Source organism: Myxococcus guangdongensis (assembly GCF_024198255.1).
In the GTDB taxonomy this organism is placed as follows: domain Bacteria; phylum Myxococcota; class Myxococcia; order Myxococcales; family Myxococcaceae; genus Myxococcus; species Myxococcus guangdongensis.
This window is the reverse complement of the sequence record NZ_JAJVKW010000005.1, coordinates 285,003-305,989: the sequence shown is the minus strand read 5'-3', so window position 1 is coordinate 305,989 and position 20,987 is coordinate 285,003. Positions and strand designations below refer to the sequence as shown.

Annotated in this window: 20 protein-coding genes; 7 read left to right on the top strand and 13 right to left on the bottom strand. The window is 70.0% G+C overall.

The window, feature by feature from the left end:
* Positions 1–22 precede the first annotated feature (22 nt).
* The 3 genes from LXT21_RS17825 to LXT21_RS17815 all read right to left on the bottom strand — a co-directional run bounded on the left by LXT21_RS17825 (position 23) and on the right by LXT21_RS17815 (position 1,443).
* Complete coding sequence (locus LXT21_RS17825; RefSeq protein ID WP_254039342.1) at positions 23–316, bottom strand: hypothetical protein; 294 nt, start codon at positions 314–316, stop codon at positions 23–25.
* A 110-nt stretch (positions 317–426) separates the two neighbouring features.
* Entirely contained in the window at positions 427–723 is a 297-nt protein-coding gene (locus LXT21_RS17820; RefSeq protein ID WP_254039341.1) for a hypothetical protein, read from the bottom strand.
* Between the two features lie 117 nt (positions 724–840).
* Positions 841–1,443 (bottom strand): hypothetical protein, encoded by a 603-nt coding sequence (locus tag LXT21_RS17815; RefSeq protein ID WP_254039340.1) that lies wholly within the window; start codon positions 1,441–1,443, stop codon positions 841–843.
* A gap of 478 nt (positions 1,444–1,921) precedes the next feature.
* Between LXT21_RS17815 and rpsD the strand changes: the two genes are divergently transcribed.
* The gene (gene rpsD / locus LXT21_RS17810) at positions 1,922–2,554 is read left to right on the top strand and encodes a 30S ribosomal protein S4 (RefSeq protein ID WP_254039339.1); all 633 of its coding nucleotides are present in this window, start codon (positions 1,922–1,924) and stop codon (positions 2,552–2,554) included.
* Positions 2,555–2,612: 58 nt separating this feature from the next.
* Here the strand turns inward: rpsD and LXT21_RS17805 are convergent, their stop codons facing one another.
* Positions 2,613–3,242 (bottom strand): HAD hydrolase-like protein, encoded by a 630-nt coding sequence (locus tag LXT21_RS17805; protein WP_254039338.1) that lies wholly within the window; start codon positions 3,240–3,242, stop codon positions 2,613–2,615.
* A gap of 64 nt (positions 3,243–3,306) precedes the next feature.
* Positions 3,307–4,227, bottom strand: coding sequence for a LysR family transcriptional regulator (locus tag LXT21_RS17800; protein ID WP_254039337.1), 921 nt, complete (start codon positions 4,225–4,227; stop codon positions 3,307–3,309).
* Between the two features lie 81 nt (positions 4,228–4,308).
* On the opposite strand from LXT21_RS17800, the gene LXT21_RS17795 reads away from it, so the two are divergent.
* Positions 4,309–5,292, top strand: coding sequence for an aldo/keto reductase (locus tag LXT21_RS17795; RefSeq protein ID WP_254039336.1), 984 nt, complete (start codon positions 4,309–4,311; stop codon positions 5,290–5,292).
* Positions 5,293–5,350: 58 nt separating this feature from the next.
* On the top strand, positions 5,351–6,559 hold the full coding sequence (gene dinB / locus LXT21_RS17790; protein WP_254039335.1) for a DNA polymerase IV: 1,209 nt from the start codon (positions 5,351–5,353) through the stop codon (positions 6,557–6,559).
* Between the two features lie 11 nt (positions 6,560–6,570).
* On the opposite strand, the gene LXT21_RS17785 is transcribed toward dinB, so the two are convergent.
* The 8 genes from LXT21_RS17785 to LXT21_RS17750 form a co-directional block, all read right to left on the bottom strand.
* On the bottom strand, positions 6,571–7,503 hold the full coding sequence (locus LXT21_RS17785; protein ID WP_254039334.1) for a DMT family transporter: 933 nt from the start codon (positions 7,501–7,503) through the stop codon (positions 6,571–6,573).
* Positions 7,500–9,224 (bottom strand): polynucleotide adenylyltransferase PcnB, encoded by a 1,725-nt coding sequence (gene pcnB, locus LXT21_RS17780; RefSeq protein ID WP_254039333.1) that lies wholly within the window; start codon positions 9,222–9,224, stop codon positions 7,500–7,502. Before pcnB ends, LXT21_RS17785 begins: the two co-directional genes overlap by 4 nt.
* A gap of 512 nt (positions 9,225–9,736) precedes the next feature.
* Positions 9,737–10,786 (bottom strand): phosphatase domain-containing protein, encoded by a 1,050-nt coding sequence (locus LXT21_RS17775; RefSeq protein WP_046712794.1) that lies wholly within the window; start codon positions 10,784–10,786, stop codon positions 9,737–9,739.
* A complete protein-coding gene (gene plsX, locus LXT21_RS17770) occupies positions 10,783–11,829 on the bottom strand; it encodes a phosphate acyltransferase PlsX (RefSeq protein ID WP_194869621.1) in 1,047 nt (348 codons plus the stop codon). Before plsX ends, LXT21_RS17775 begins: the two co-directional genes overlap by 4 nt.
* 1 nt (position 11,830) lies before the next feature.
* Positions 11,831–13,111 carry an MFS transporter gene (locus LXT21_RS17765; RefSeq protein ID WP_254039332.1) on the bottom strand — a complete coding sequence of 427 codons (1,281 nt, stop codon included), beginning with the start codon at positions 13,109–13,111 and terminating at the stop codon, positions 11,831–11,833.
* A 115-nt stretch (positions 13,112–13,226) separates the two neighbouring features.
* A complete protein-coding gene (gene gltC / locus LXT21_RS17760; protein WP_407666995.1) occupies positions 13,227–15,317 on the bottom strand; it encodes an adventurous gliding motility protein GltC in 2,091 nt (696 codons plus the stop codon).
* The gene (locus LXT21_RS17755; protein ID WP_254039331.1) at positions 15,314–16,096 is read right to left on the bottom strand and encodes an outer membrane beta-barrel domain-containing protein; all 783 of its coding nucleotides are present in this window, start codon (positions 16,094–16,096) and stop codon (positions 15,314–15,316) included. Before LXT21_RS17755 ends, gltC begins: the two co-directional genes overlap by 4 nt.
* Positions 16,093–16,917, bottom strand: a complete 825-nt coding sequence (locus LXT21_RS17750; protein ID WP_254039330.1) for an outer membrane beta-barrel domain-containing protein — start codon at positions 16,915–16,917, stop codon at positions 16,093–16,095. The genes LXT21_RS17755 and LXT21_RS17750 overlap by 4 nt, the downstream gene beginning before the upstream one ends.
* 264 nt (positions 16,918–17,181) lie before the next feature.
* On the opposite strand from LXT21_RS17750, the gene cglC reads away from it, so the two are divergent.
* From cglC to purK, 4 genes are all read left to right on the top strand, one after another.
* Complete coding sequence (cglC, locus tag LXT21_RS17745; protein WP_254039329.1) at positions 17,182–17,715, top strand: adventurous gliding motility lipoprotein CglC; 534 nt, start codon at positions 17,182–17,184, stop codon at positions 17,713–17,715.
* Positions 17,716–17,801: 86 nt separating this feature from the next.
* The gene (locus tag LXT21_RS17740) at positions 17,802–19,220 is read left to right on the top strand and encodes a vWA domain-containing protein (protein ID WP_254039328.1); all 1,419 of its coding nucleotides are present in this window, start codon (positions 17,802–17,804) and stop codon (positions 19,218–19,220) included.
* A gap of 130 nt (positions 19,221–19,350) precedes the next feature.
* The gene (gene purE, locus LXT21_RS17735) at positions 19,351–19,848 is read left to right on the top strand and encodes a 5-(carboxyamino)imidazole ribonucleotide mutase (RefSeq protein ID WP_046712787.1); all 498 of its coding nucleotides are present in this window, start codon (positions 19,351–19,353) and stop codon (positions 19,846–19,848) included.
* Entirely contained in the window at positions 19,845–20,987 is a 1,143-nt protein-coding gene (purK, locus tag LXT21_RS17730) for a 5-(carboxyamino)imidazole ribonucleotide synthase (protein ID WP_254039327.1), read from the top strand. Before purE ends, purK begins: the two co-directional genes overlap by 4 nt.

The following is a 20,987-nucleotide window of genomic DNA, read 5'->3' as shown; positions in this document are numbered from 1 at the left end:
TCACACACACGACGATTCACACTCAGCTCTCGGGGCTCGATGGCGGAACACACTGGTTCGTGACCGCGGAGTACGCCGTCGTGAAGCCCCAGCTCGTCCAGCGGCCACAGCCACAACCGGTGTACCCCACCATGGAGGTCTGTGCCGCCGATGAATAGAAGATGACGCCCTCGCGACTGCTCGTGCAATTGGGAATCAGCGCCTCACGTGACGTGAGCGCCTCCGTCCCGTCCTCCTCCTCCGCGGGGCCACCACACCCCGTCAGCATCAACCCCACGGCAAGCAACGCACCGCCAAACAACGCTCCCGCTTGCATTCGAACCTCCAGTCACCCGCAATCCCGAGCCAGGTCGGCCAGCCAGACAACGGCCCGCCCAGGGACTCACCGGGACGGGCCGCCGTCGACTCACACGGACACGCACTTCCTCACGCTTCGGGCGGACTGACCGGCGGGATGCATGCATTCGTGGACCGGGAGTACGCCGTGGTCGTGCCCCAGCTCGTCCAGGAGCCACAACCACACCCCCTGAACCCCACGATGCGATTGCTCGTCGCGGAGGGGTAATAGACAGTCCCCGCCGACGTCGTGCTGCAGTCGGGGACCAGGCCCTCACGCGACGCGGCCTCGTGCTCCCCGAGGTCCTCCTCCAGGGGACCACCACAACCAGCCAGCATCAATCCCACCGCAACCAACGCACCGCTGATGAACCTTCCAGCCTGCATTCGTGCCTCCAGGGACGGCTCTTCGGGTTGTACTGCCCCGTCAGCCTAACACACCCAGAGTACGACTCGTCCACGCGGGCCCGCGGAGCCAGACACTCCGCGAGCCCACGGCCTGCGTCAGTAGGCGTAGTAGACGGGCGGCGTCGTGCTGGTGAAGTAGTTGTAGTACGTGGCCACGTAGTTGCTGCCGCTGCCCGTCTCACCCGGGAGCGGGCCCGTCTTCGTCCCGTAGACCACCAGCGTGGCGCCGGCGTCCGTCTTGTCCAGGTTGCACACGGGGACGTTGCCCGCGCCGAAGTTCACGACGATGGTGTCGTCGCGCACCTTCCCGAGCGTGGCCACGTCGATGTGATTGACGCGGCACTGCGTGTTGGCGCTGCCGCTCGGAGAGCCCTTCGTCGAGTACGCCGTCGCCAGGCCCACGCCCGTCCCCAGCACGGCGATGTGCGGCGGGTTGTAGGAGCGACCCAGCTCCACGCTGCCCGCCGCGTGGGGACACGTGCCCGAGGCGGCGCGCGTCAAGGTGATGGCATAGCGCGGCGGAAGCTCCCCGGGAATCACCGCCGAGGAGATGGTGAAGCTACACCCTCCGAAGGAGCTGGTGGTCAGCGCGTCCTCACGCGCCCCCAACGTCTCCTCGGGCGAGGACTGCTCGGGAACACCACAGGCGGACAGGGACACGGCGGCGCAAGCCCAGACAAGCTTCTTGAAGGCAGTCATGTTGTGAGTCTCTCCGGGAAAGGGAGGGCCGCGACTCTATGCCCTTCCCGCAACCCCTCACAACATCGGCCGCTGTAACCCGCTCCGACACACCCTCGTCAAGAATGACCAACCCCACGCAAATCGCAACGCTCGGTGTCTCGATGGACCACGTGTCCGCTGTCCTCGAAAACATCCGCAAAGACAGACACCCCGCACGACAGCACGCGTCAAACCCGGGCCGACCCAACCATGGTGTCGTTTGAGCCTCTACCAAAACCGGCTCGACCCCGCCTTGAACCACGCCACGCCTCCGCCCAACCCGTCAGGCCCCACGCCGCGGCCCCTCCCCTCCACATCCTCCGCGAAACGTCCCGCACACGGAGTCCACGACCCCCTTGACCCGCGGGCCGGTTTCACGGTACTGATCTTGATATTGATACTGATTATCAAAATCAACTGTGCCTGACAGTATCGGGCCGGACACGGAGGACACGACGTGGCGCGTGACTTGGGACCAAGGGGCAAGATGTGCCGGCGACTGGGGATTCCTCTTTCGCGAATCACCGCGAAGGATCCGGACAAGGACCCGGTGCTGCGCAGGCCCTACCCGCCCGGCCAGCACGGCGCCACGGCGCGGGTGAGCAACAGCGACTTCTCGCGCCGCCTGCGTGAGAAGCAGAAGCTGAAGCTGTACTACGGCCTCTTGGAGAAGCAGTGCCGGCGCGCGTTCATGGAGGCCCGCCGCTCCCCCGGCAACACGGGCACGGTGCTCCTGCAGCTGCTGGAGAGCCGCCTGGACTCGCTCATCCTGCGCGCGGGGCTGGCCACCAGCATCCGCCAGGCGCGCCAGTTCGTGCGCCACGGCTACTTCCAGGTCAACGGCGCCGCGACGGACATCCCCAGCTTCCGCGTCAAGCCGGGCAGCGAGGTGAAGTACCACCCCGCGCACCTGAAGCTGACCATCGTCCGGGAGTCGTTCGAGCGCATGAAGGGCCGCAACGTGCCGCCCTACGTGCAGGTGCTCGGCGACGGCGAGGGCATGCGCTACGTGCGCCTGCCCGAGCGCGAGGAGATTCCCGTCGACGTGAACGAGCCGTTCATCGTCGAGTTCTACGCGCAGCGCAGCTAGCCCGCTGCATCCCCGTGCGGAGGGCGGGCCCCGAGGGCCTTCCCTCCGCGCGTGCGTTTCAGCCCAGGAGCGCGGCGCGCAGCTCCTCCATGGAGCGGAACAGGTGGTCCGGCGAGTGTCGGGCCAGCGCCTCCGGCAGCGTGTAGCCCCACGCCACCGCCGCCGCGGGGATGCCCGCCTCCCGGGCCGCGTCCAGGTCTCGAATCTCATCCCCCACGGAGATGACCTCGCGGGCAGGGACCTTCACGCGCTTCACCATGCGGCGGAACTTCGCGGCCTTCCCGAAGAGCGCGGCGCCACAGTCGAAGTGCGCCACGGCCCTGGCGCACTCCCCCAGCACCGCGCGCACGGAGGCCTCGCTGTCGGAGCTGATGACGGCCACCGTGACGCCCGCGGCCCGCAGGTCCGCGAGCAGCTCCGGCACCCCGGGGAACAGGGGCGTCGACGCCGCGGCCGCCAATTTCTCCCGGCGCATGTGGTTGACGATGGAGGGCAGCCGCCACATGGGCACCTTCGCCTTCGCCAGGATTTCGTGGCCGGACAGCCCCCGGAGCGCCTCCAGCTCCTCGGGCGTCAAGCGCTTGAACCCGAAGCGGTCGGCCACGTCGTTCAAGATGGAGCGGAACCATGGCAGCGAGTCCGCCAGGGTGCCGTCGAAGTCGAAGATGACCAGTCGAAAGGGCGTCATGCGGGGAGCTCCGTCGGCGGGCGGGGGTCCTCCGGGGAGCGACGCGAAGTCATAGCAGAACCGCTCAGGTCGAGGGCCTCAGGCTCCGGGCAATCCGGGCCACGTGTTCGCGGATGAAACGCAGGGCCTCGTCGTCCTCGGACGTGACGCGCCAGAACAGCTCCAGGGGCGAGCCCTCCACCGCGAAGGGCGGCTTCACCATCCTCAGCGCCGGACGCAGCGCCACCACCTGCCGCGCCACCATCCCCGGCACCGTGGCCACGAGCGCGCTCCCCTCCACCAGGTCCCCCACCCCGTGGAACGAGGGAATCGACACGCGGACCTTGCGCTGGATCCCCAGCGCGTCCTCCACCACGCCGCGCAAGTCGCCGTTGTACGAGACGATGATGTGCTCGTGCTCCAGGTAGCGCTCCAGCGTGAGGCGCTTGCCGGGCCGCGCGTGACGCGGGTCGTAGAGGCAGAAGAAGCCCTCGTGGAAGAGCGTCTGCCTGCGGATGTTGGGCGGCAGCTCGTCCGCCACCGTCAACGCCACGTCCACGGCGGACGTGCTCATGAGCGCCCCCACGTTCCGGAACTGCGCGGGCAGCATCACCAGCCGCATCCTCGGCGCCTCGCGCGCGAGGACCTCCAGCAGCCGGGGCAACAGCCACGCCTCGCTCGCGTCGGAGAGCCCCAGGCGCACGGTGCGCTCGCTCGTGCGCGGGTCGAACGCCGCGGGGGCCAGCGCCGCCTCCACCAACGCCTCGAGATGGGGCCTCGCCGTGGAGAGCAGCCGCCGCCCCCTCGCGCTCAACGCCAGCCCCCGCCCGCTGCGCACGAACAGGGGGGCTCCCACGGCCTGGGTCAGCCGCCGGAGCGCCGCGCTCACCGCCGGCTGGGTGAGGTACAGCCGAGCGGCCGCCGCCGTGACACTGCCCGCCTCCGCCACCACGACGAAGACTCGGAGGAGGTTCAGGTCGAGCGACTTCTCATAGAGCGCGTTCATGTGAGGAATCCATCCTATTGATTGGATTCAAGAATGGCGATGCCTCACCTTTCCCGCGTCACACCGAACCAGGAGACACGCATGGCAACGACGCACACGGTGAAGCTGGGGAGCACGGGACCGGAGGTCTTCCCGCTCGGACTGGGCTGCATGGGCATGTCCGGGATGTACGGGGCAACGGACGACGCGGAGAGCCTCCGCACGATTCACACCGCCCTGGAGCGCGGCGTGACGCTGCTCGACACCGGGGACTTCTACGGCATGGGGCACAACGAGCTGCTCGTGGGCCGCGCCATCGCCGGACGCCGCGACAAGGTGCGGCTGTCCGTCAAGTTCGGCGCGCTGCGCGGACCGGATGGGAGCTGGGGCGGCATCGACCTGCGCCCCGCGGCCGTGAAGAACTTCGCCGCCTATTCGCTCAAGCGATTGGGCGTGGACGTCATCGACATCTACCGGCCCGCCCGCCTGGACCCGAACGTCCCCATCGAGGAGACCATCGGCGCCATCGCCGGGCTGGTGAAGGCCGGCTACGTGCGCCACATCGCCCTGTCGGAGGTCGGCGCGGAGACGGTGCGTCGCGCCCAGCGCGTGCATCCCATCGTCGACGTGCAGCTGGAATACTCCCTCGCGAGCCGGGGCCCGGAGACGAACCTCTTCCCCGCGCTCCGGGAGATGGGGGTCGGCGCCACGCTCTACGGCGTCCTCTCGCGCGGCCTGCTCACGGGCAGCAAGCCCGCTGGCGCGGGGGACTTCCGCGCGCACCTGCCCCGCTTCAGCGGCGAGCACCGCGCGACGAACGAGGCCTCGGTGCAGGCGCTGCACCGCTTCGCCCAGGAGCGGGACCTGTCGCCCGCACAGCTCGCCATCGCCTGGGTGCTCGCGCGTCAGCCCGGCTTCGTCCCCATCATCGGCGCCCGCCGCGTCGCCCAGCTCGAGGACGCGCTCGCCGCCCTGGCACGTCCGCTGTCCCGCGAGGACGTCTCCGCCCTCGAGTCTCTGGTGGCTTTCACCGGCGAGCGGTATGGGGCCGAGCAGATGCACATGCTCGACAGCGAGCGCCCCTGACCTGGAGCGTCTTACGAGTCCGGAAACGTCAGACAGAGCCGGTAGAGTGGCTCTTGCAATGAGAGCCATCATCCACGTGGACATGGACGCTTTCTATGCGTCCGTGGAGCAGCGGGACAACCCGGCCCTGAAGGGCAAACCGCTCATCGTGGGCGGCCATGCGCAGCGGGGCGTCGTCGTCGCCGCATCCTACGAAGTCAGACCCTTCGGCGTGCGCAGCGCGATGCCCATGGCCCGCGCGATGAAGGCCGCGCCGCACGCCATCGTGGTGAAGCCACGCTTCCCCGCCTACGCGGAGGCCAGCGAGCACGTCTTCTCCATCTTCGAGCGCTACACGCCGCTCATCGAGCCGTTGTCACTGGACGAGGCCTTCCTGGACGTCACCGCCTCGGTGGGCCTGTTCGGCGCGCCCTCGGACATCGCGCGGCGCATCCGCAAGGACATCGCGGACGAGCTCCAGCTGCCCTCCTCCGCGGGCATCGCCACGGTGAAGTTCGTGGCGAAGATTGCCTCGGACCTGGCCAAGCCCAATGGACAACGCGAGGTGCGCGCCGAGGAGACGGTGGCCTTCCTCGCGGGGCTGCCGGTGTCGCGGCTGTGGGGCGTGGGGCCCAAGACGGAGGAGGCGCTCCAGCGCGCGGGGCTGAAGACCATCGGCGACGTGTCGACGAAGGACGTGGCGTGGCTCGAGCAGCGGCTGGGCACCAGCGGCCGACACCTGTGGGAGCTGGCCCAGGGCATCGACGCGCGCGACGTCGTGCCGGACCGCGCCGCCAAGAGCGTGGGCGCCGAGGACACCTTCGAGGAGGACCTGGTGGGCGTGGACGCCTTGAAGCCTCACATCCACGCGCAGGCCCTGCGGGTGGCGCGGCGGCTCAGGCGCGCGGGCGTGCAGGGGCGCGTGGTGCAGCTCAAGCTGAAGCTCTCCGACTTCACCCTGCTCACCCGCCGCACCACGCTGCGCGAGGTGACGGATGATGGACAGACGCTCTACCGCGCGGCGCTGGAGCTGTTGGAGCGCGCGCACGAGGGCAAGCCCATCCGCCTCACCGGGGTGAGCGTGCAGCTCGACGAAGCCCCACCGCAGCTCGGCCTGTTCCCGGCCGCCCCGCCCCGCACGGCCAAGCTCAACGCCGCGCTGGACCGCATCGCCGACCGCTTCGGCAGCAAGGCCATCACGACGGCGGACATCGCCGGCAGCGACGCCCCGAGCGACGACGCGCACCGCTCCGAGCGCCCCGTCGACAAGACGCCGCCCAAGCGCTGAGGCCCTGGCCCTCAGTCCGCCGCGGGCACCATGTCCGGAGGAGGCGGCTGCCGCGCGGCCTCGTCCCGCGACATCACCAGCACGCCCACCAGCGCGAGCCCGCCGCCCACGAGCTGCACCCAGTCCGGCGTCTCGCCCAACAGCGGCACCGCCCACAGCGTGGACAGCACGGGCTCCCCCAGCGAGGCCACCGCCACGAAGGGCGCGGACAGGTGGCGCACCGAAGCGTTGAGCAGCGAGTGGCCGATGAGCTGCGGCACCAGCGCCAGCCCCAACAGCACCCACCACGTGCGCGACGAGAAGCCCGTCAGCGGCGAGTCGACGAAGCCGTGCGCCAGCAGCAGCGCCACCGCCGCCACCGCGTAGACGACGCCCACGTAGGTGCCCAGCGACATGGACTCGCGCACGCGGCGGCCCACGACGAAGTACACCGCCGCCATGATGGCCCCGGCCACGGCGAGCAAGTCCCCCCACAGCGCCGTGCCGCCGGCCGCGAAGTCCCGCGCGCCGATGAGCACGCTGCCCGACAGGCACAGCACCAGCGCCGCCACGCCCCGCGAGCCCACGCGCTCCGACAAGGCGAGCCACGCGAACAGCGTCACCCACACCGGCTGCGTGGTGACGAGCGCCACGGAGCTGGCCACGGTGGTGTACTGGAGCGACGCAATCCACGTCGCGAAGTGCAGCGCCAGCGCGAGCCCCGACACCAGGAGCCAGCCCCACGTGCGCCAGGAGAAGGAGGCCAGCTCCGAGCGCCCTCGCACCCACGCGAGCGCCAGCAGCGGCGCCGCGGCGAAGGTGAGGCGCCACGCGGAGATGGCCAGCGACGGGGCCTCGGCGAAGCGGATGAGCGGCGCGGCCCAGGACACGGCCACGACGCCCAGCACCAGCCCGCCGTAGACGCGCGCACGGGACTCGTCCGCGCGCGGCGCCTGCGTGCTCACGCCTCGCCGGCGCCCGAGCCGGAAGAACCCGCCGAGGCGGCCCCTTCACCGGAGGAACGACGACGACGACGACGGCGGCGGCGCTTGCGCTGACCACCGGGCTCCGAGCCACCCTCTCCATCCGAGGACTCGGCGCGCGGCTGCGGCACCTCGCCGGCCTTCCACGCCTCCAGTTGCTCACGCCCCTCGCTGGTGGCCTCCACCGACATCTCGAACACGGTGAGCGCCTCGCCGAACAGCGGGTGCCGACGGAAGGCCGCGCTCTTGCGACGGCGCTCCCCCGACAGCGTGCGCTGGGCGAGCAGCAGCATGCGGCAGCGCTCGGCGATGCGGCGCGGCAGCCGGGCCGACTGCACGAAGCCCGCGAGCAGCTCCTCCACCACCTGCGACACCGACGGACGGCCCCCGTCCTGCGGCTCGGCCGGAGGCGCAGAGTGGCTGATGGGCACCAGCAGCGCCGCCAGCAGGATGGCGTCGTCGAGCGGCTCGCCCGCGGCCACCCGGCGGTCCAACGCCTGGGCGAAGGCGTAGAAGGTCTTCTCGCCCTCCTTGCCGTGCTGCTTGAGGTACGCGTTGACGGGCGGCAGGAGCAGCTTCAGCGCGTCGAGCGCGTCGAGCAGCTTGAGCGCGGGCGCGGACACCCCACCGCGGATGAGGCGGAAGGTCTCCTCCAACAGGCGCGCGGGCGCGCAGCGCGGCAGGTCCTCCACCGCGCCCTCCATGGCCGCGTACGTGCGCGACTCGATGTCCAGGTCCAGCTTCGCGGCGAAGCGCACGGCGCGGAGGATGCGCACCGGGTCCTCGCGCATGCGCACCTCGGGGTCGCCGATGGTGCGGATGAAGCGCTCGTCCAGGTCACGCCGGCCGCGGACGTAGTCGATGACCCGTCCCTCGCTCACGTCGTAGAACAGGCCGTTGATGGTGAAGTCGCGGCGGCGCGCGTCCTGCTGCGCGGTGCCGAAGACGTTGTCGTGGGTGATGAGCAGGTCATCCCCCTCGCCGCTCTCCCCGTCCTCCGGCGCGGCCGGCGCGGCGGCCTCCAGCTCCGTGGGGTTCGCGCGGAAGGTGGAGACCTCGATGATCTTCCCCCCCTTGAAGTAGACGTGCGCCAGCCGGAAGCGACGGCCGATGAGCCGGCAGTTGCGGAAGATGGCGCGCACCTCGTTCGGGTGCGCGCTGGTGGCCACGTCGAAGTCCTTGGGCTTGCGGCCCAGGAGCAGGTCGCGCACGCAGCCGCCCACCAGGTACGCCTGGTGCCCGTGCTGATGCAGCCGCAGCACCACCTTGAGCGCGTCCGGGTCCAGCTCGTCCGGGTCGATCTCCGCCGGCTCGCCGGTGGAGCGCACGTGGGGCGCGTGCAGCTCGCGCTCGTAGGGGGTCGGCTCGGGCTCGGGCTCGAGCACGGTGGGCACCTGCTCCACCTCTTCGTCGGCGGCGGCCTCGGCCGCGTCCTGCGCCTCCGCGGCCGCGAGCACCTCCGCGGCGGCGCCCAGCACCGGGTCGTCGAAGCCCGCGTCGAGCGCGTCCGCCTCGTCGTCGTCATCCTCGTCGTCGTCCGCCTCGTCTTCCGACGGGGGCTCCGGCGCTCGGGCGGTGGGGGCCGACTGGGCCAGCAGGGGGGATGGGGACTCGACCTCGGAAGGGGCGGAAGCAGTGGCCTCGTTCTCGGGGGCAGTCGCCTGTTCCGAGGGGGCCGCCGTCAGCTCCAGATTGGAAGACATGTAGAAAACCTCTTGGTCGCCGCGCCTGGAGCCCACCGCCGCCTCGAAGGAGGCAACCTCGCGCGCGTCAAAATCGGGCGCAGGTGGCGGGGGACCGCCGGCAGGCGGCGTCTCAGTCAAAACTCGCGTCATCGCCTTGGACACCCCGCACGGGGCGCTTCAGGGGCAGCCGTCTATAGCGCATCCGCCCCGGGAGGGAGTAGCGCCCTTTCAGCGAGCCCACCGGGCAGGTGGAGCGACAGTGCCCCACCCTCCGCTCGTCCGGCGAGAAGGGGCTCATCCGCGCATTCGAAGCAGCGTCGAAGGACATCCGGTTCCAGTTCGCTCCAGGCCGTTAATAGGGTCCGCCACGAGTATCGACCTGGGCGCCGGACACCGGCCCCTGGCCCGAGGCCCGCCTGCGGACTCTGCCTGGGTATCAACACTGGTACGGACCGAAACGTTCTGGAAACGTCCCAAGCACCGTGCGCCCGCCCCCCTGGACAAGGGGCTGGCGAGCGACCCTGCCCGCCCTACCCACCAGGTGAGGGCCGGGTGCGCCCCTTGTGGTTGCGAGGCAGCGCGTGGTGGATGAGGGACACGTAGTCCACCGCCTGCACTGGCGGTGGGGGCGGCGGGGTGCCCAGCGCGGCCAGCCGCTTGCTGAAGGCGGACAGGATGTCCGGCATCGGACGCATGGCGGCCAACAGCTTGTTGGGCCCTTCCAGCGCCTGGGACAGCGCCACCGCCGCCTGCTGCAGCGGCAGGCCCCGGCGCAAGAGGTCCTGGAAGGAGTTGGAGAGGGTGATGATGTTGTGGCCGGCCGTCTGCACCATCTCCACGGCGATCTTGAGCACCTGGGGCGCAGACAGGTGGCCGTCGGCCAGCAGCACCAGCGCCGCCTGGAAGTAGTTGAAGATGGGCACCACGCGCGGCCCGTAGGGCGTGAAGTGCGCGGGCGGCGTCAGCTTGTCCAGGTGGATGAAGATGCGCCGCACCGGGTCCGCCACCGGAATCTGCTTCCACGCCGCGCGCACCCGCTCCGCGTCGTCCGGGTACACCCCGCCCGCCTCCAGCACCTGCGACAGCACCCGCTCGTCCACGCGCCCGGCGATGAGGTCCGCGAAGAGCGAGTAGATGAACGCGTCCGCCTCCGCGTCGTCCCCGAAGAGGACCTCCTCCGCCTCCGCGGGCGCCTTCACCCGGCTCTCCAGGATGGCCGGCAGCTTGTAGCCCACCTGCCCGCGCAGGGCCCGGAAGCGGCCGCGCAAGAGGTTGCCCACGTTGTCCTTGAGGACGAACTCGTCCCAGCGCACGCCGTCCAGCTTGAGCTTCTCCTCCAGCACCGCGCGCATCTGCTTGGGGCTGCCGGAGACGATGCACAGCCGCGAATCGCCGCTCTCCGACAGCTCGCGGATGAGCGCGCTCGCCCCCGGGACGGCGACCTTCTCGTGCGCCTTCTGGAACGCGGTGCGCAGCAAGTCCCGGAGCGAGTCGAAGTCGGTCTGGAGGTACGTCTTGTCCAGGTCCCAGCGGTAGATGCGCCGCGGAGGCCGCGGATCGATACGGTCCGGCAGACTCACTTCTGGAGGCCTTCCCGGATGGCGTTGCCCAGGTTGTTGGCCACCACCTTGGCGGCCACCTTGCCCGCGTTGGCGATGGCGTGCGCCTTGGAGCGCCCGTGCGCCTTGATGAAGATGCGGTCGAACCCGAGGATGGGCGCGCCCCCGTACTGGTTCCAGTCGGTGATGTCCTTGATGCGCTGGATGCCGCTGGACAGCATGGCCAGGCCCGCGCGCCAGCGCAGGCTCTCCTTGTAGGCGTACTGGGCCAGCTCCACCACCGTCTCGTGCACGCCCTCCAGCATCTTCAGGCACACGTTGCCCACGAAGCCGTCCGTGACGATGACGTCCGCGGTGCCCTTGGGGATGTCGATGCCCTCCACGTTGCCGATGAAGTGGATGTCCTTCATCTCCGACAGCCGCGCGTGCGCCTCCACCACCCGGGGCGGGCCCTTCTGGGGCTCCACGCCGTTGGAGAGCAGCGCCACCTTGGGCCGCTCGTTGCGGGAGATGATGCGCGCGTAGTTCGAGCCCATCACCGCGAACGTCACCAGGTCATCCGCGGTGGCCTCCACCGTGGCGCCCACGTCGAGGATGAGGGAGAACGGGTCCTCCTTCGCGCCGCGCACCGAGCGCGTGGGGTACACGGTGGCGAGCGCCGCCCGGCGCACCCCGGGGATGAGCTGGAAGTGCCGCGCGCACGCGAGCACACCCGCGCCCGTGTTGCCCGCGGACACCAGCGCCTGCGCCTCGCCCTCGGCCACGAGCCTGGCGGCCACGGCCACCGAGGCGTTGGGCTTGCGCGCCAGGGCCTCGCCGGGCTTCTCGTCCATGCCCACGAAGTCGGAGGCATGCTGGACGGAGATGCGCTCGCCGTTGTGCTTCGTCTCCGCGAGCGCGTTGTCGATGAGGGTGCGGTCCCCCACCAGCAACGCATGGATGTGGGGGGAGTCCAGGGAGAGCTGCGCGGCGCCGCGCACCACCTCCGCGGGCCCATGGTCCGTCCCCATCACGTCGAAGGCAATCGTCACGGGCTGCGGCTGCTTGACCACCATGGCCTCCATCTTACGACCTTTGTTGGGCCCTCGCGCCTGCCATTCTTGCCTGCCCCACCAACGAGGCCGCCACCAGCGCCCCCACGACGAGCATTCCCGCCGCCGTGCCGTACGGCGCCCCAGGCCCCAGACGGGTGAAGAGCCACCCGCCCAGCGCCGGGCCCACGATTCTCCCCAGCGAGCCCGCCGCCTGGAAGCCCCCCAGGGCCGCGCCCAGCCGGTCCGCCGGCGCATGGAGGGAGACCAGCGCGGACAGGCACGGGTTCGTCAGGGCCGAGCCGACCGCCAACAGGCCCATGACGGGGAACAGCCACCCATACGTGGGGGCAAGCGGCAGGAGCGCCAGCCCCATCGCCGTCACCGCGAAGCCCGCCAGGGCCACCTGCGCCTCGCGCCCGGAGCCGCCGCCCTCCTTGCCCACCAGCCGGCGCACCACCCCACCCTGCACCAGCGCGCTGAGGATGCCCACCACGGCGAAGAGCCAGCCGGCGCGAAGGCTGGCCTCCTTCAGCACCGCCGCGTCGGTGCGCACCGCGTGCAGGAACAGGCCGCCCTCCTCCAGCGCCACCGGCCCCGAGGAGAGGAAGCGCGTCAGCAGGTAGACGGAGAAGGTGCCCTCCATCTGGGCGAAGGCCGTGGTGAACAGCAGCATCAGCACCAGGCACTTCGCCACCACGGGCAGCCGCAGCGCCTGGGCGACGCCCTTGAGCGTGCGCGCGTGGCCCTCCGGTCCGCCCGGCGCGCGCGACTCCGGCAGGAACAGGTACGTGCAGACCAGGTTGACGGCCACCAGCCCCGCGGCGAACAGGCCGATGGCCAGGTTGCCGCCCCACGCGCCCAGGAAGCCCCCGAGCGCGGGCCCCAGCACGAAGCCCAGCCCGAAGGCCGCGCCGATGACGCCCATGCCCCGCGCCCGCTCCTCCGGTTTGGTGATGTCCGCCACCACCGCCTGCGCCGTGGCGATGTTGCCGCCGGAGATGCCGTCGATGACGCGCGCCAGGAACAACAGCGGCAGCGAGTGCGCCACGGCGAACAGCAGGTAGCCCACCAGCGAGCCCACCTGGCTGGCCAGGAGCACGGGCCTGCGGCCGTACTTGTCCGACAGCCGCCCGAGCACCGGCGCCGCGATGAGCTGCATCAACGAGAAAACGGAGATGAGCAGGCCCACCGTGAAGGGCGACGCCCCGAACTTCACTCCGTACACGCCCAGCTGCGGAATCAGGATGCCGAACCCGATGAGGTCCAGCGACACGATTCCGAAGACGACGCGCAGTGACGCCGTCCGGCTCACCCGTAGCTCCCTTTGCCTGAAATGAAAAACCGCCGGAGCGCGGAAGATAGCGCTCCGGCGGTCGAAAAGGCGCTCCGTGCGAGCCCCCCGCGACGATTCGACGCGGGGATTCCCGCTACAGGGCCTCCGCCGACTGGACGCTGCGGTTCGCCGAGTCCCGGTCGATGCAGCCCTTGGTCAGCGTGTACTGGTAGGTGCCCAGCTCGTCGCGCCAGTACTCACCCTCGTACGGCCAATAGAGCTGGTCGTCCGCCACCGCCACGGAGAAGCGGTACTTCTTGACGATGGCCGTGCGGCCGCCCGCCTTGAGCTGCTCCTCCAGGAACTCCTTCTCCTTCGTGGTGGTCTCGAACTTGATGCGCAGGCCATTGGCGAGCAGCTGCTTGAGCGCCACGAGCTCCGTCTCCAGCTTGCCCTTGGCCATGATGCCGGCCTTGGAGGTGAGGCTCAGGCGCTGCACCTTGAGCTCCTCGAGCAGTTGCTTGGACAGCTCGGAGTACTTGAAGGTGTCGCCGCGGCTGGCGAAGGCGTCCATCTCCCCCTCGAGCTCGAGGATGGAGTCGTTCGTCTTGCGCAGGTCCTGGTCCGTCAGGGCCAGGCGGAGGATGCGCTCCAGGATGAGGTCGGTGTCGTTCTTCTCCAGCCCCTCCTTGTTCTTCTTCTGCACGTCGGAGAGCACCGAGTAGTAGGCCGAGGCCTCCATGTCCTTCTTCACCAGGCCCTCGAGCTGGTCATGCACCGGCAGGTACGTGCGCTCGAAGTCCTGGAGGATGATGTTCGACTCGCGGTAGCGGCAGTTCTCGTAATAGATGACCGCCTTGAGGATGAGCGCCTCCGGGAAGTACTCCTCGCGGAAGAAGGGCGACGACAGGGTGATGAGGTTGCCCAGCGCCTGCTCGTACTGGCCCACGCGGTAGTTGGCCCAGCTCGACTCGAAGAGCGACTCCAGCCACTGCGTGTTCCCGCGCTCCACCTTGCCCAGGTAGAACAGCGCGTAGCGGTTCTGCTGCATGCCGTAGTGCGTGCGCGCCAGCTGCATGAACGCCAGCTCACGCAGGGACTTGTCCGCCTTGGCCTGGTCCGCGGACTTGCCGGCCATCGGGCGGGTGAGGCGCACCACTTCCTTCATCGCCTCCACCGACGCGAGCATCTCCCCGTTGCCGCGCTTGGACGCCGCGTCCTTCTGACGGCTGCCGTTGCGGAACGACGCGATGCCGTCCAGGTACCGCGCGCGGGGGTAGAACACGTCCGTCTTCGGGATGAGCAGCGTCAGCCGCTTCACCTCGTTGAAGCTCTTGTCCGCGTCCGCCGTCTGGCCCACCTGGTCCAGCGCGCGGCCGCGCACGAAGTGGTAGCGCGCCAGCAGGTACCGGAACTCGTTGCGGTACTTCTCCGGGAACTCCTGGTTCGCGTGCCGGGCGATCTCATCGAGGATGACCGTCTCGTTCTTCGTCTTGCGGCTGATGAAGAACAGCCACTCCAGGCTCGTCTTGAAGAACTTGGTCGAGGGTCCCAGCGAGAGGATCTTCGAGAACTCGCCGAGCGACGAGTGGTACATGCCCATGCGGTAGAGCGACTTGGCCAGCACGTAGCGCGCCTCGGTGTGCAGACCCGCCAGCTTCGGGTCCGCCAGCAGCTCGTGGGCCGCCATGGAGGCCTTCTCGTACTCGTCGTTCTTGAAGAGGCTGACCGCCACGTCCAGGCGCTGACGGTCCGCCGTCTTGCCCGACACGTCCACCGCGTCGAACGACATGGTGGGCGCCGGAGTCTTGGGGGCCTCCTGCTGCGTCAGGTCCAGCCCGAAGCCGCCGGAGCTGTCCTGCGCCGGAGGGGCCGCGGGCGTGGGCGCCGGAGGCGTCGCGGGCGTGGAGGTGGTCGCGGCGGGCGTCGCCGCCGGAGCCGTGACGGCCGAGGGAGCGGCCTCCACGGGCGCGGGCGAGGCGAGCGACTCGTCCTCGTCCGGCGTGTCGTCCACCGCGGGAGCGGCCTTGCCGCGCCCGTTCTTCTTCTTGCCCTTGGCGGACTTGGAGCCCTTGGCGGACTTGGACGCCTTGGATGACCTGGAAGAGCTCGCGCCCTTCTTCTTCTTGGACTTGGACTGACCGCCCAGGTCCAGGCCCTCGAAGCTCTGGGCGTAGGAGGGAGCCGTCCACGCGAGCGCGAGCCCGAGGACGGCAAGACGGATGAGCCTGAAGGAACGCATCATGACTCGGGGTTGGACGAGGGGAAGAAGAAGGACACACCCAGCTCGAACATCAGCTGGTTGCGCAGGTAGCTGTCGGAGGTGCGGCTCTTCTCCACGTAGATGAGGTCGCGCACCTCGGTGCGCAGCGACACCCAGCGGTTGAAGAAGAAGCGCAGGCCCACGCCCACGTTGCCGCCGGGCGTCAGGTAGTTCTTCGCCAGCAGGGCCGTGGTGTCATCCAGGTCCGGTCCCCGGTACTGGACGACGGACGCGCCGACGATGCCGTAGAGGTCGAAGTGGACGAACTTCTCGGCGAGCAGCGACAGCTTGCCGTAGATGGGCGCCCACTGGACGTCCACGCCGCCCAAGAGCTTGAGCTGCCCGGGCGCCTGACCGTCCAGGTCGTTCATGGTCGGCGACGCGCAGCCGCGCGTGGAGCCATCCGTGCCGTCGGAGAAGGTGCAGATCTGCGCCGCGCCCGCCACCGACGTCACCGCGTAGCCCAGCCGCAGGCTGACGCCGAGCGTCTCCATGGGGTGGTAGGTGAGCGTGCCGCCGAAGATGTACTTGGTGAAGAAGGCGTCGCGCAGCGACAGCGTCGCGGACGGGCTGAACTCGAAGCGGCCCTTCTTCAGGAACACGTGACCGGACACCGGACGCACCCGCTCACGCAGCGGGCCCAGGCGGTCCTTGTCCACTTCCGACACGTCGCCGGCCTCCTCCTCCTCGGAGGCCTGCGCGTGCGCGAGCACCGGCGCCATCAGACACAACGCGAGCAGCCAACGGAAGACAGGCTTCATTCCGCGTCCCTCCCCGTCGAACGGAAGGGCAGGAACAGCGAGATGCCGGCGTTGAGGGTCATGACGTTCTGCACGGCGCCCTTGGCGCTACCCAGGGGCTGATCCACGTAGGAGGTGTTGATGAGCGCCACGTTCACGGCGATCCAGTCCTGGGCGACGAAGCGCATGCCCAGGCCCAGGTCGGCGGCCGGGTTGAGCCCGCGGCCTGGCAGGGACGAGGTCTCCGTGTTCACCACGCCCGCACCCGCCAGCAGGTAGCCGTCGAAGTGGAGGATGGAGTTGAGGAACGCCACCTTGCCGTACAGCGGGCTCCACTCCACGTCGCCCATGGCGGACCACTGGGGCACCGAGTTGTAGATCTTGCTGTTGAAGGTGCGCTTGGCGGTGCGCACGTCGTCGGACGGAACCACCTGCATCAGCGAGCCACGCGCCGAGATGGCCAGCGTGTCCGCCAGGTAGTACGCGCCTCGCACCGACACGCCCACCTTCGAATAGAACGGATCGTTGACGGAGATGCTGATGAGCGGCGTCAGCTCGAAGCGGCCCTTCTTCCGATACACCTTGCGCTGGACGCTCTTCACCCGATCCTCCTGGGTGATGTCCGTCAGCGGCATCAAGGCCTCGGGAGGCGGAGCCTCCTCCTCGACGGGGCGCGTGGCCGTGCTCGCGGGCGCGGCCTCCTCCGCCGGCGGTGGCGTGGTGGACTCTTCCGACTTGGGCTGGGTCTCTTCCGTGAGGTCGAGTCCCATGCCCTCCTGGCTCTGCGCGGATGCCAGACCAGGCACCAGGCACAGCGCGAGCAGCAAACTGTGGCGATTCAAACCGGGGGCTCCGTGGGGGAGGGGGGGAAAGACTCCACCGGGGGGTTCAGCGCGACTCTTTCTGCTTCGCCATCCTATCGGTCGTATTCCCGAGCGGCAACCGCCCTATTGATGCCTGTCTGCCCTGTATCTCTCCGGTATTCCTGCACAATTCCAGAGCGGACAGTGCGACTCTAGGGTCGTTGGCACCGGGAGGTGCTGTGCTACCCTGGGGAGCGCTGAGCGTGGCCCCTCCACGCCCCTCCCCCCTTTTGAAGAGGTCTCATGAAGATGTCCGTCCGAGCCGCGTTCCTCGCGACCACCGTGTTCGTCCTGGCGGGATGCAAGGTCAGCAGCGAAATCGGCAAGCCCTGCACCCTGGTGCGCAAGGCGGCCACGCCTCAGGAGGAGACCGACTATCCGACGGGCGCGGTGCCGGTGTTGGAGAGCGAGGTGGCGGACCGCCAGGACTTCATCTCCTTCGGCTCCGTGGAGTGCGAGGACCTCATCTGCGTGCGGGATCAGGAGTACCCGCGAGCCCGCACCGCGGAAGGTGAGGTGGACCTGACGGCCCCCGCGCGCGGCTACTGCAGCAAGCCCTGCATCGACGGCGCGAGCACCAGCGCGTGTGAGGTGAAGGACACCACGGACGTGGAGCCCAACCTGCCCAAGCGCATGACGTGCCGCTCGTTGCTGCTGGACCAGGAGACGCTGGAGGCGCTGCGCTCCGCGGACGAGAACTTCTATCGGAACACCTTCGGCGAGAACAACTCGCCGTTCTTCTGCGCAGGGAGCCTGGGCACCTCGCAGGGTGGGTGACACTTTCCGGCGCGGGGGATAGACCTTTTCCCCGCGCTGGTTCGTAAAGGCAGGGCCCGCGTCCTCACGCCCTGGAGCCCTGCCTCATGAATCGAACGGTCCTCTTCCTCTCCCTGGCTGGAGTCCTGGCCCTCACCGCGCTGGTGTTGGGCCTGCCCCAGGTGAGCCTGCCGAAGACGCAGCCCGTCGTGGTGGTGGACCCGCCTCCCAGCAAGCCCCCGCCCCTCCAGGGCGCGCCCGGCTCGCTGACCATGACGAGCCGCCTGTCGCACCCGTACGTCCCCGCGGGCAGCTCGGAGCTGTTCGCCACGGTGGACCTGATGGGCGCGGAGGTGCCGGGGGCCAAGCGCAGCCCGGTGAATCTGGCGCTGGTCATCGACCGCTCGGGCTCCATGAGCGGCTACAAGCTGGCGCAGGCGAAGCAGGCCGCGCGGCACCTCATCGGGCTGATGCGCGAGGAGGACCGGCTGGCCATCGTCCACTACGGCTCGGACGTGAAGAGCCTGCCGGCGGCGCTCGCCACGCCCGCGCAGCGCGAGCGGATGCTCCAGTACGTGGACGGCATCTGGGATGACGGCGGCACCAACATCGCCGCGGGCCTGTCCGCGGGCCGCTTCCAGCTGTCCACCGCGCAGTCGTCCTTCCGCGTCAACCGCCTCATCCTGATGAGCGACGGCCAGCCCACCGAGGGAATCACCGACGACGAGGGCCTGAAGCGCCAGGTGCAGGAGCTGCGCGCGTCCGGAATCACGGTGAGCTCCATCGGCGTGGGCACCGACTTCAACGAGGACCTGATGCAGGCGTTCGCCGAGTACGGCGCGGGCGCGTACGGCTTCCTCGAGGACGCAAGCCAGCTGGCCGCGCTCTTCCAGAAGGATTTGCAGCAGGCCTCCACGACGGTGGCGCGCGGCGTGACGCTCACCTTCACGCTGCCGTCCGGCACGTCGCTGGGCGAGGTGATGGGCTACAACGCGCGGCAGTCCGGCAACCAGGTGACGGTGTCGCTGCCGGACTTCTCCGCCGGCCAGCTGGAGCGCGTCGTCGTCAGGCTGGTGACGATGGGCCAGGCGGTGGGCAGCACCGTGCGCGTGACGGACGTGTCACTGAGCTACTCGGACCTCATCCGCCAGGCGCCGGTGGAGAGCAACGCCGCGCTGTCCGCGGTGGTGACGGACCGGCAGGAGGAGGTCCTCGCGCGCCAGGACAAGGACGCCACGGTGTACGCGGTGCGGGCGCGCAGCGCGGCGAACCTCCAGAAGGCCGCCGAGGCCCTGCGTGACGGCCGCCGCGAGGAGGCCAAGGGCTACATCCAGCAGAACCAGGTGATGCTCCAGGAGGCCGGCACGGTGGCCAGCCCCGCCGCGGTGGCCGCGGACCTGGCCGAGCAGCAGGCCACGCTGGACGAGTACAGCAGCGCCGGCAGCGAGGAGGAGCTCCGCTCGGCGGTGAAGAAGTCCAAGGTGAAGGCCCTGCGCGGCTTCGGCAAGGTCGGCTCCACGTACTGAAGGGCGCGGCTGTGCGCTCTCCCACTCCCCGGGCGTGGGGACGTCTTTCCAGGTTGACCGTCCCCCGCCCCCCGCCTATCTCCGCCCTCCTCCAGGCTTCGGCCGGAGAGCGCATGGAGGCGTGGACCGAATGGCGAGCGGCAACACCCCCTGGGTCGGGGTCATCATGGGCGGCAAGAGCGACCTCGAGTACCTGCAGCCGGGCATCGATGTCTTGAAGGAGCTGGGCATCCCCCACGAGGTGCGCGTGGTCTCCGCGCACCGCACGCCGGACTGGATGATGGAGTACGCGTCCACGGCCGAGTCGCGCGGACTGTCGCTCATCATCGCGGCCGCGGGAGGCGCGGCCCACCTGCCGGGCATGGTGTCCGCCAAGACGCTGCTGCCGGTCATCGGCGTGCCCATGCCCACCACGCTGCTCAACGGCATCGACGCGCTGCTCTCCATCGTGCAGATGCCCAAGGGCGTGCCGGTGGGGACGCAGGCCATCGGCAAGCCGGGCGCCGCCAACGCCGCGCTGCACGCCGCGTCCATCCTGGCGCTGAAGTATCCGGAGCTGCGCGAGCGACTGGCCGCGTGGCGCAAGGCGCGCACCGACGAGGTGCTCGCGCACCGGGAGCTGTCATGAGCCCGCGCGTGGTGCTCCCCGGCGGGACGATTGGCATCCTCGGCGGAGGGCAGCTCGGGCGGATGATGGCGCTGGCCGCGCGCACGCTCGGCTTCCAGGTGCAGGCGTTGGACCCGGACCCGACGTGCCCCTCGCGCTCCGTGGTGGACCGCTGCCTCACCGCGTCCTTCGCGGACATCGTCGCCGCGGAGGAGCTCGCCAAGAGCTGCGACACGGTGACGCTCGAAATCGAGAAGGTGCCGCTCGCCACGCTGGAGGCGGTGGCGCGCCACGCGCCCATGCGCCCGGGCGCGTCCGTGCTGAACATCATCCAGCACCGGGGCCGGCAGAAGGGCTGGCTCGCCAAGGGCGGCTTCCCCGTGGGGCCGTGGCGCGAGGCGCACTCCGCCGACGAGCTGGCGCAGGCCATCCAGGCGCTGGGCGGACGGTGCTTCGTGAAGTCCAGCGAGGGCGGCTACGACGGGCGCGGGCAGGTGGAGGTGAAGTCCGCGAGCGAGGCCGCTTCCGCGTGGCGCGAGCTGGGTGAGCGCTCCGTCGTCGTCGAGGCCGCGTTGGATCTGGAGTCGGAGCTGTCCGTGCTGGTGGCGCGCAGCCCCAAGGGAGAGCTCGCGGTGTACCCGCCGGCCTTCAACCACCACGAGGAGCGCATCCTCGCGTGGTCGCTATTGCCGGGCCCCCTGCCGGAGAAGGTCGCCGCGCGGGCCACGGAGCTGGCGCGCGCCATCACCGACGCGCTGCAGGTGGAGGGCCTGTTGGTGCTGGAGCTGTTCCTGCTGCGCGACGGCACGGTGCTCGTCAACGAGCTGGCGCCGCGTCCGCACAACAGCTTCCACTCCACGGAGGTCGCCTGCCTCACCTCGCAGTTCGAGCAGGCCGTGCGCGCGGCGTGCAACCTGCCCCTGGGCTCGGTGGAGGTCGTGCGTCCGGCGGCCATCGTCAACCTGCTGGGCGACTTGTGGCTGCGCGAGGGTGGGCCGCGCTTCGAGGACGCGCTGGCGCTGCCCGGCGTGCGGCTGCACCTGTATGGCAAGCGCGAGGCGCGCAAGGGACGCAAGATGGGGCACCTGTCCGCGGTGGGCACCACGCCCGAGGACGCCCTCGCGCGGGTGAAGGCCGCGGCCGCCGTCCTCGGGGTGTGA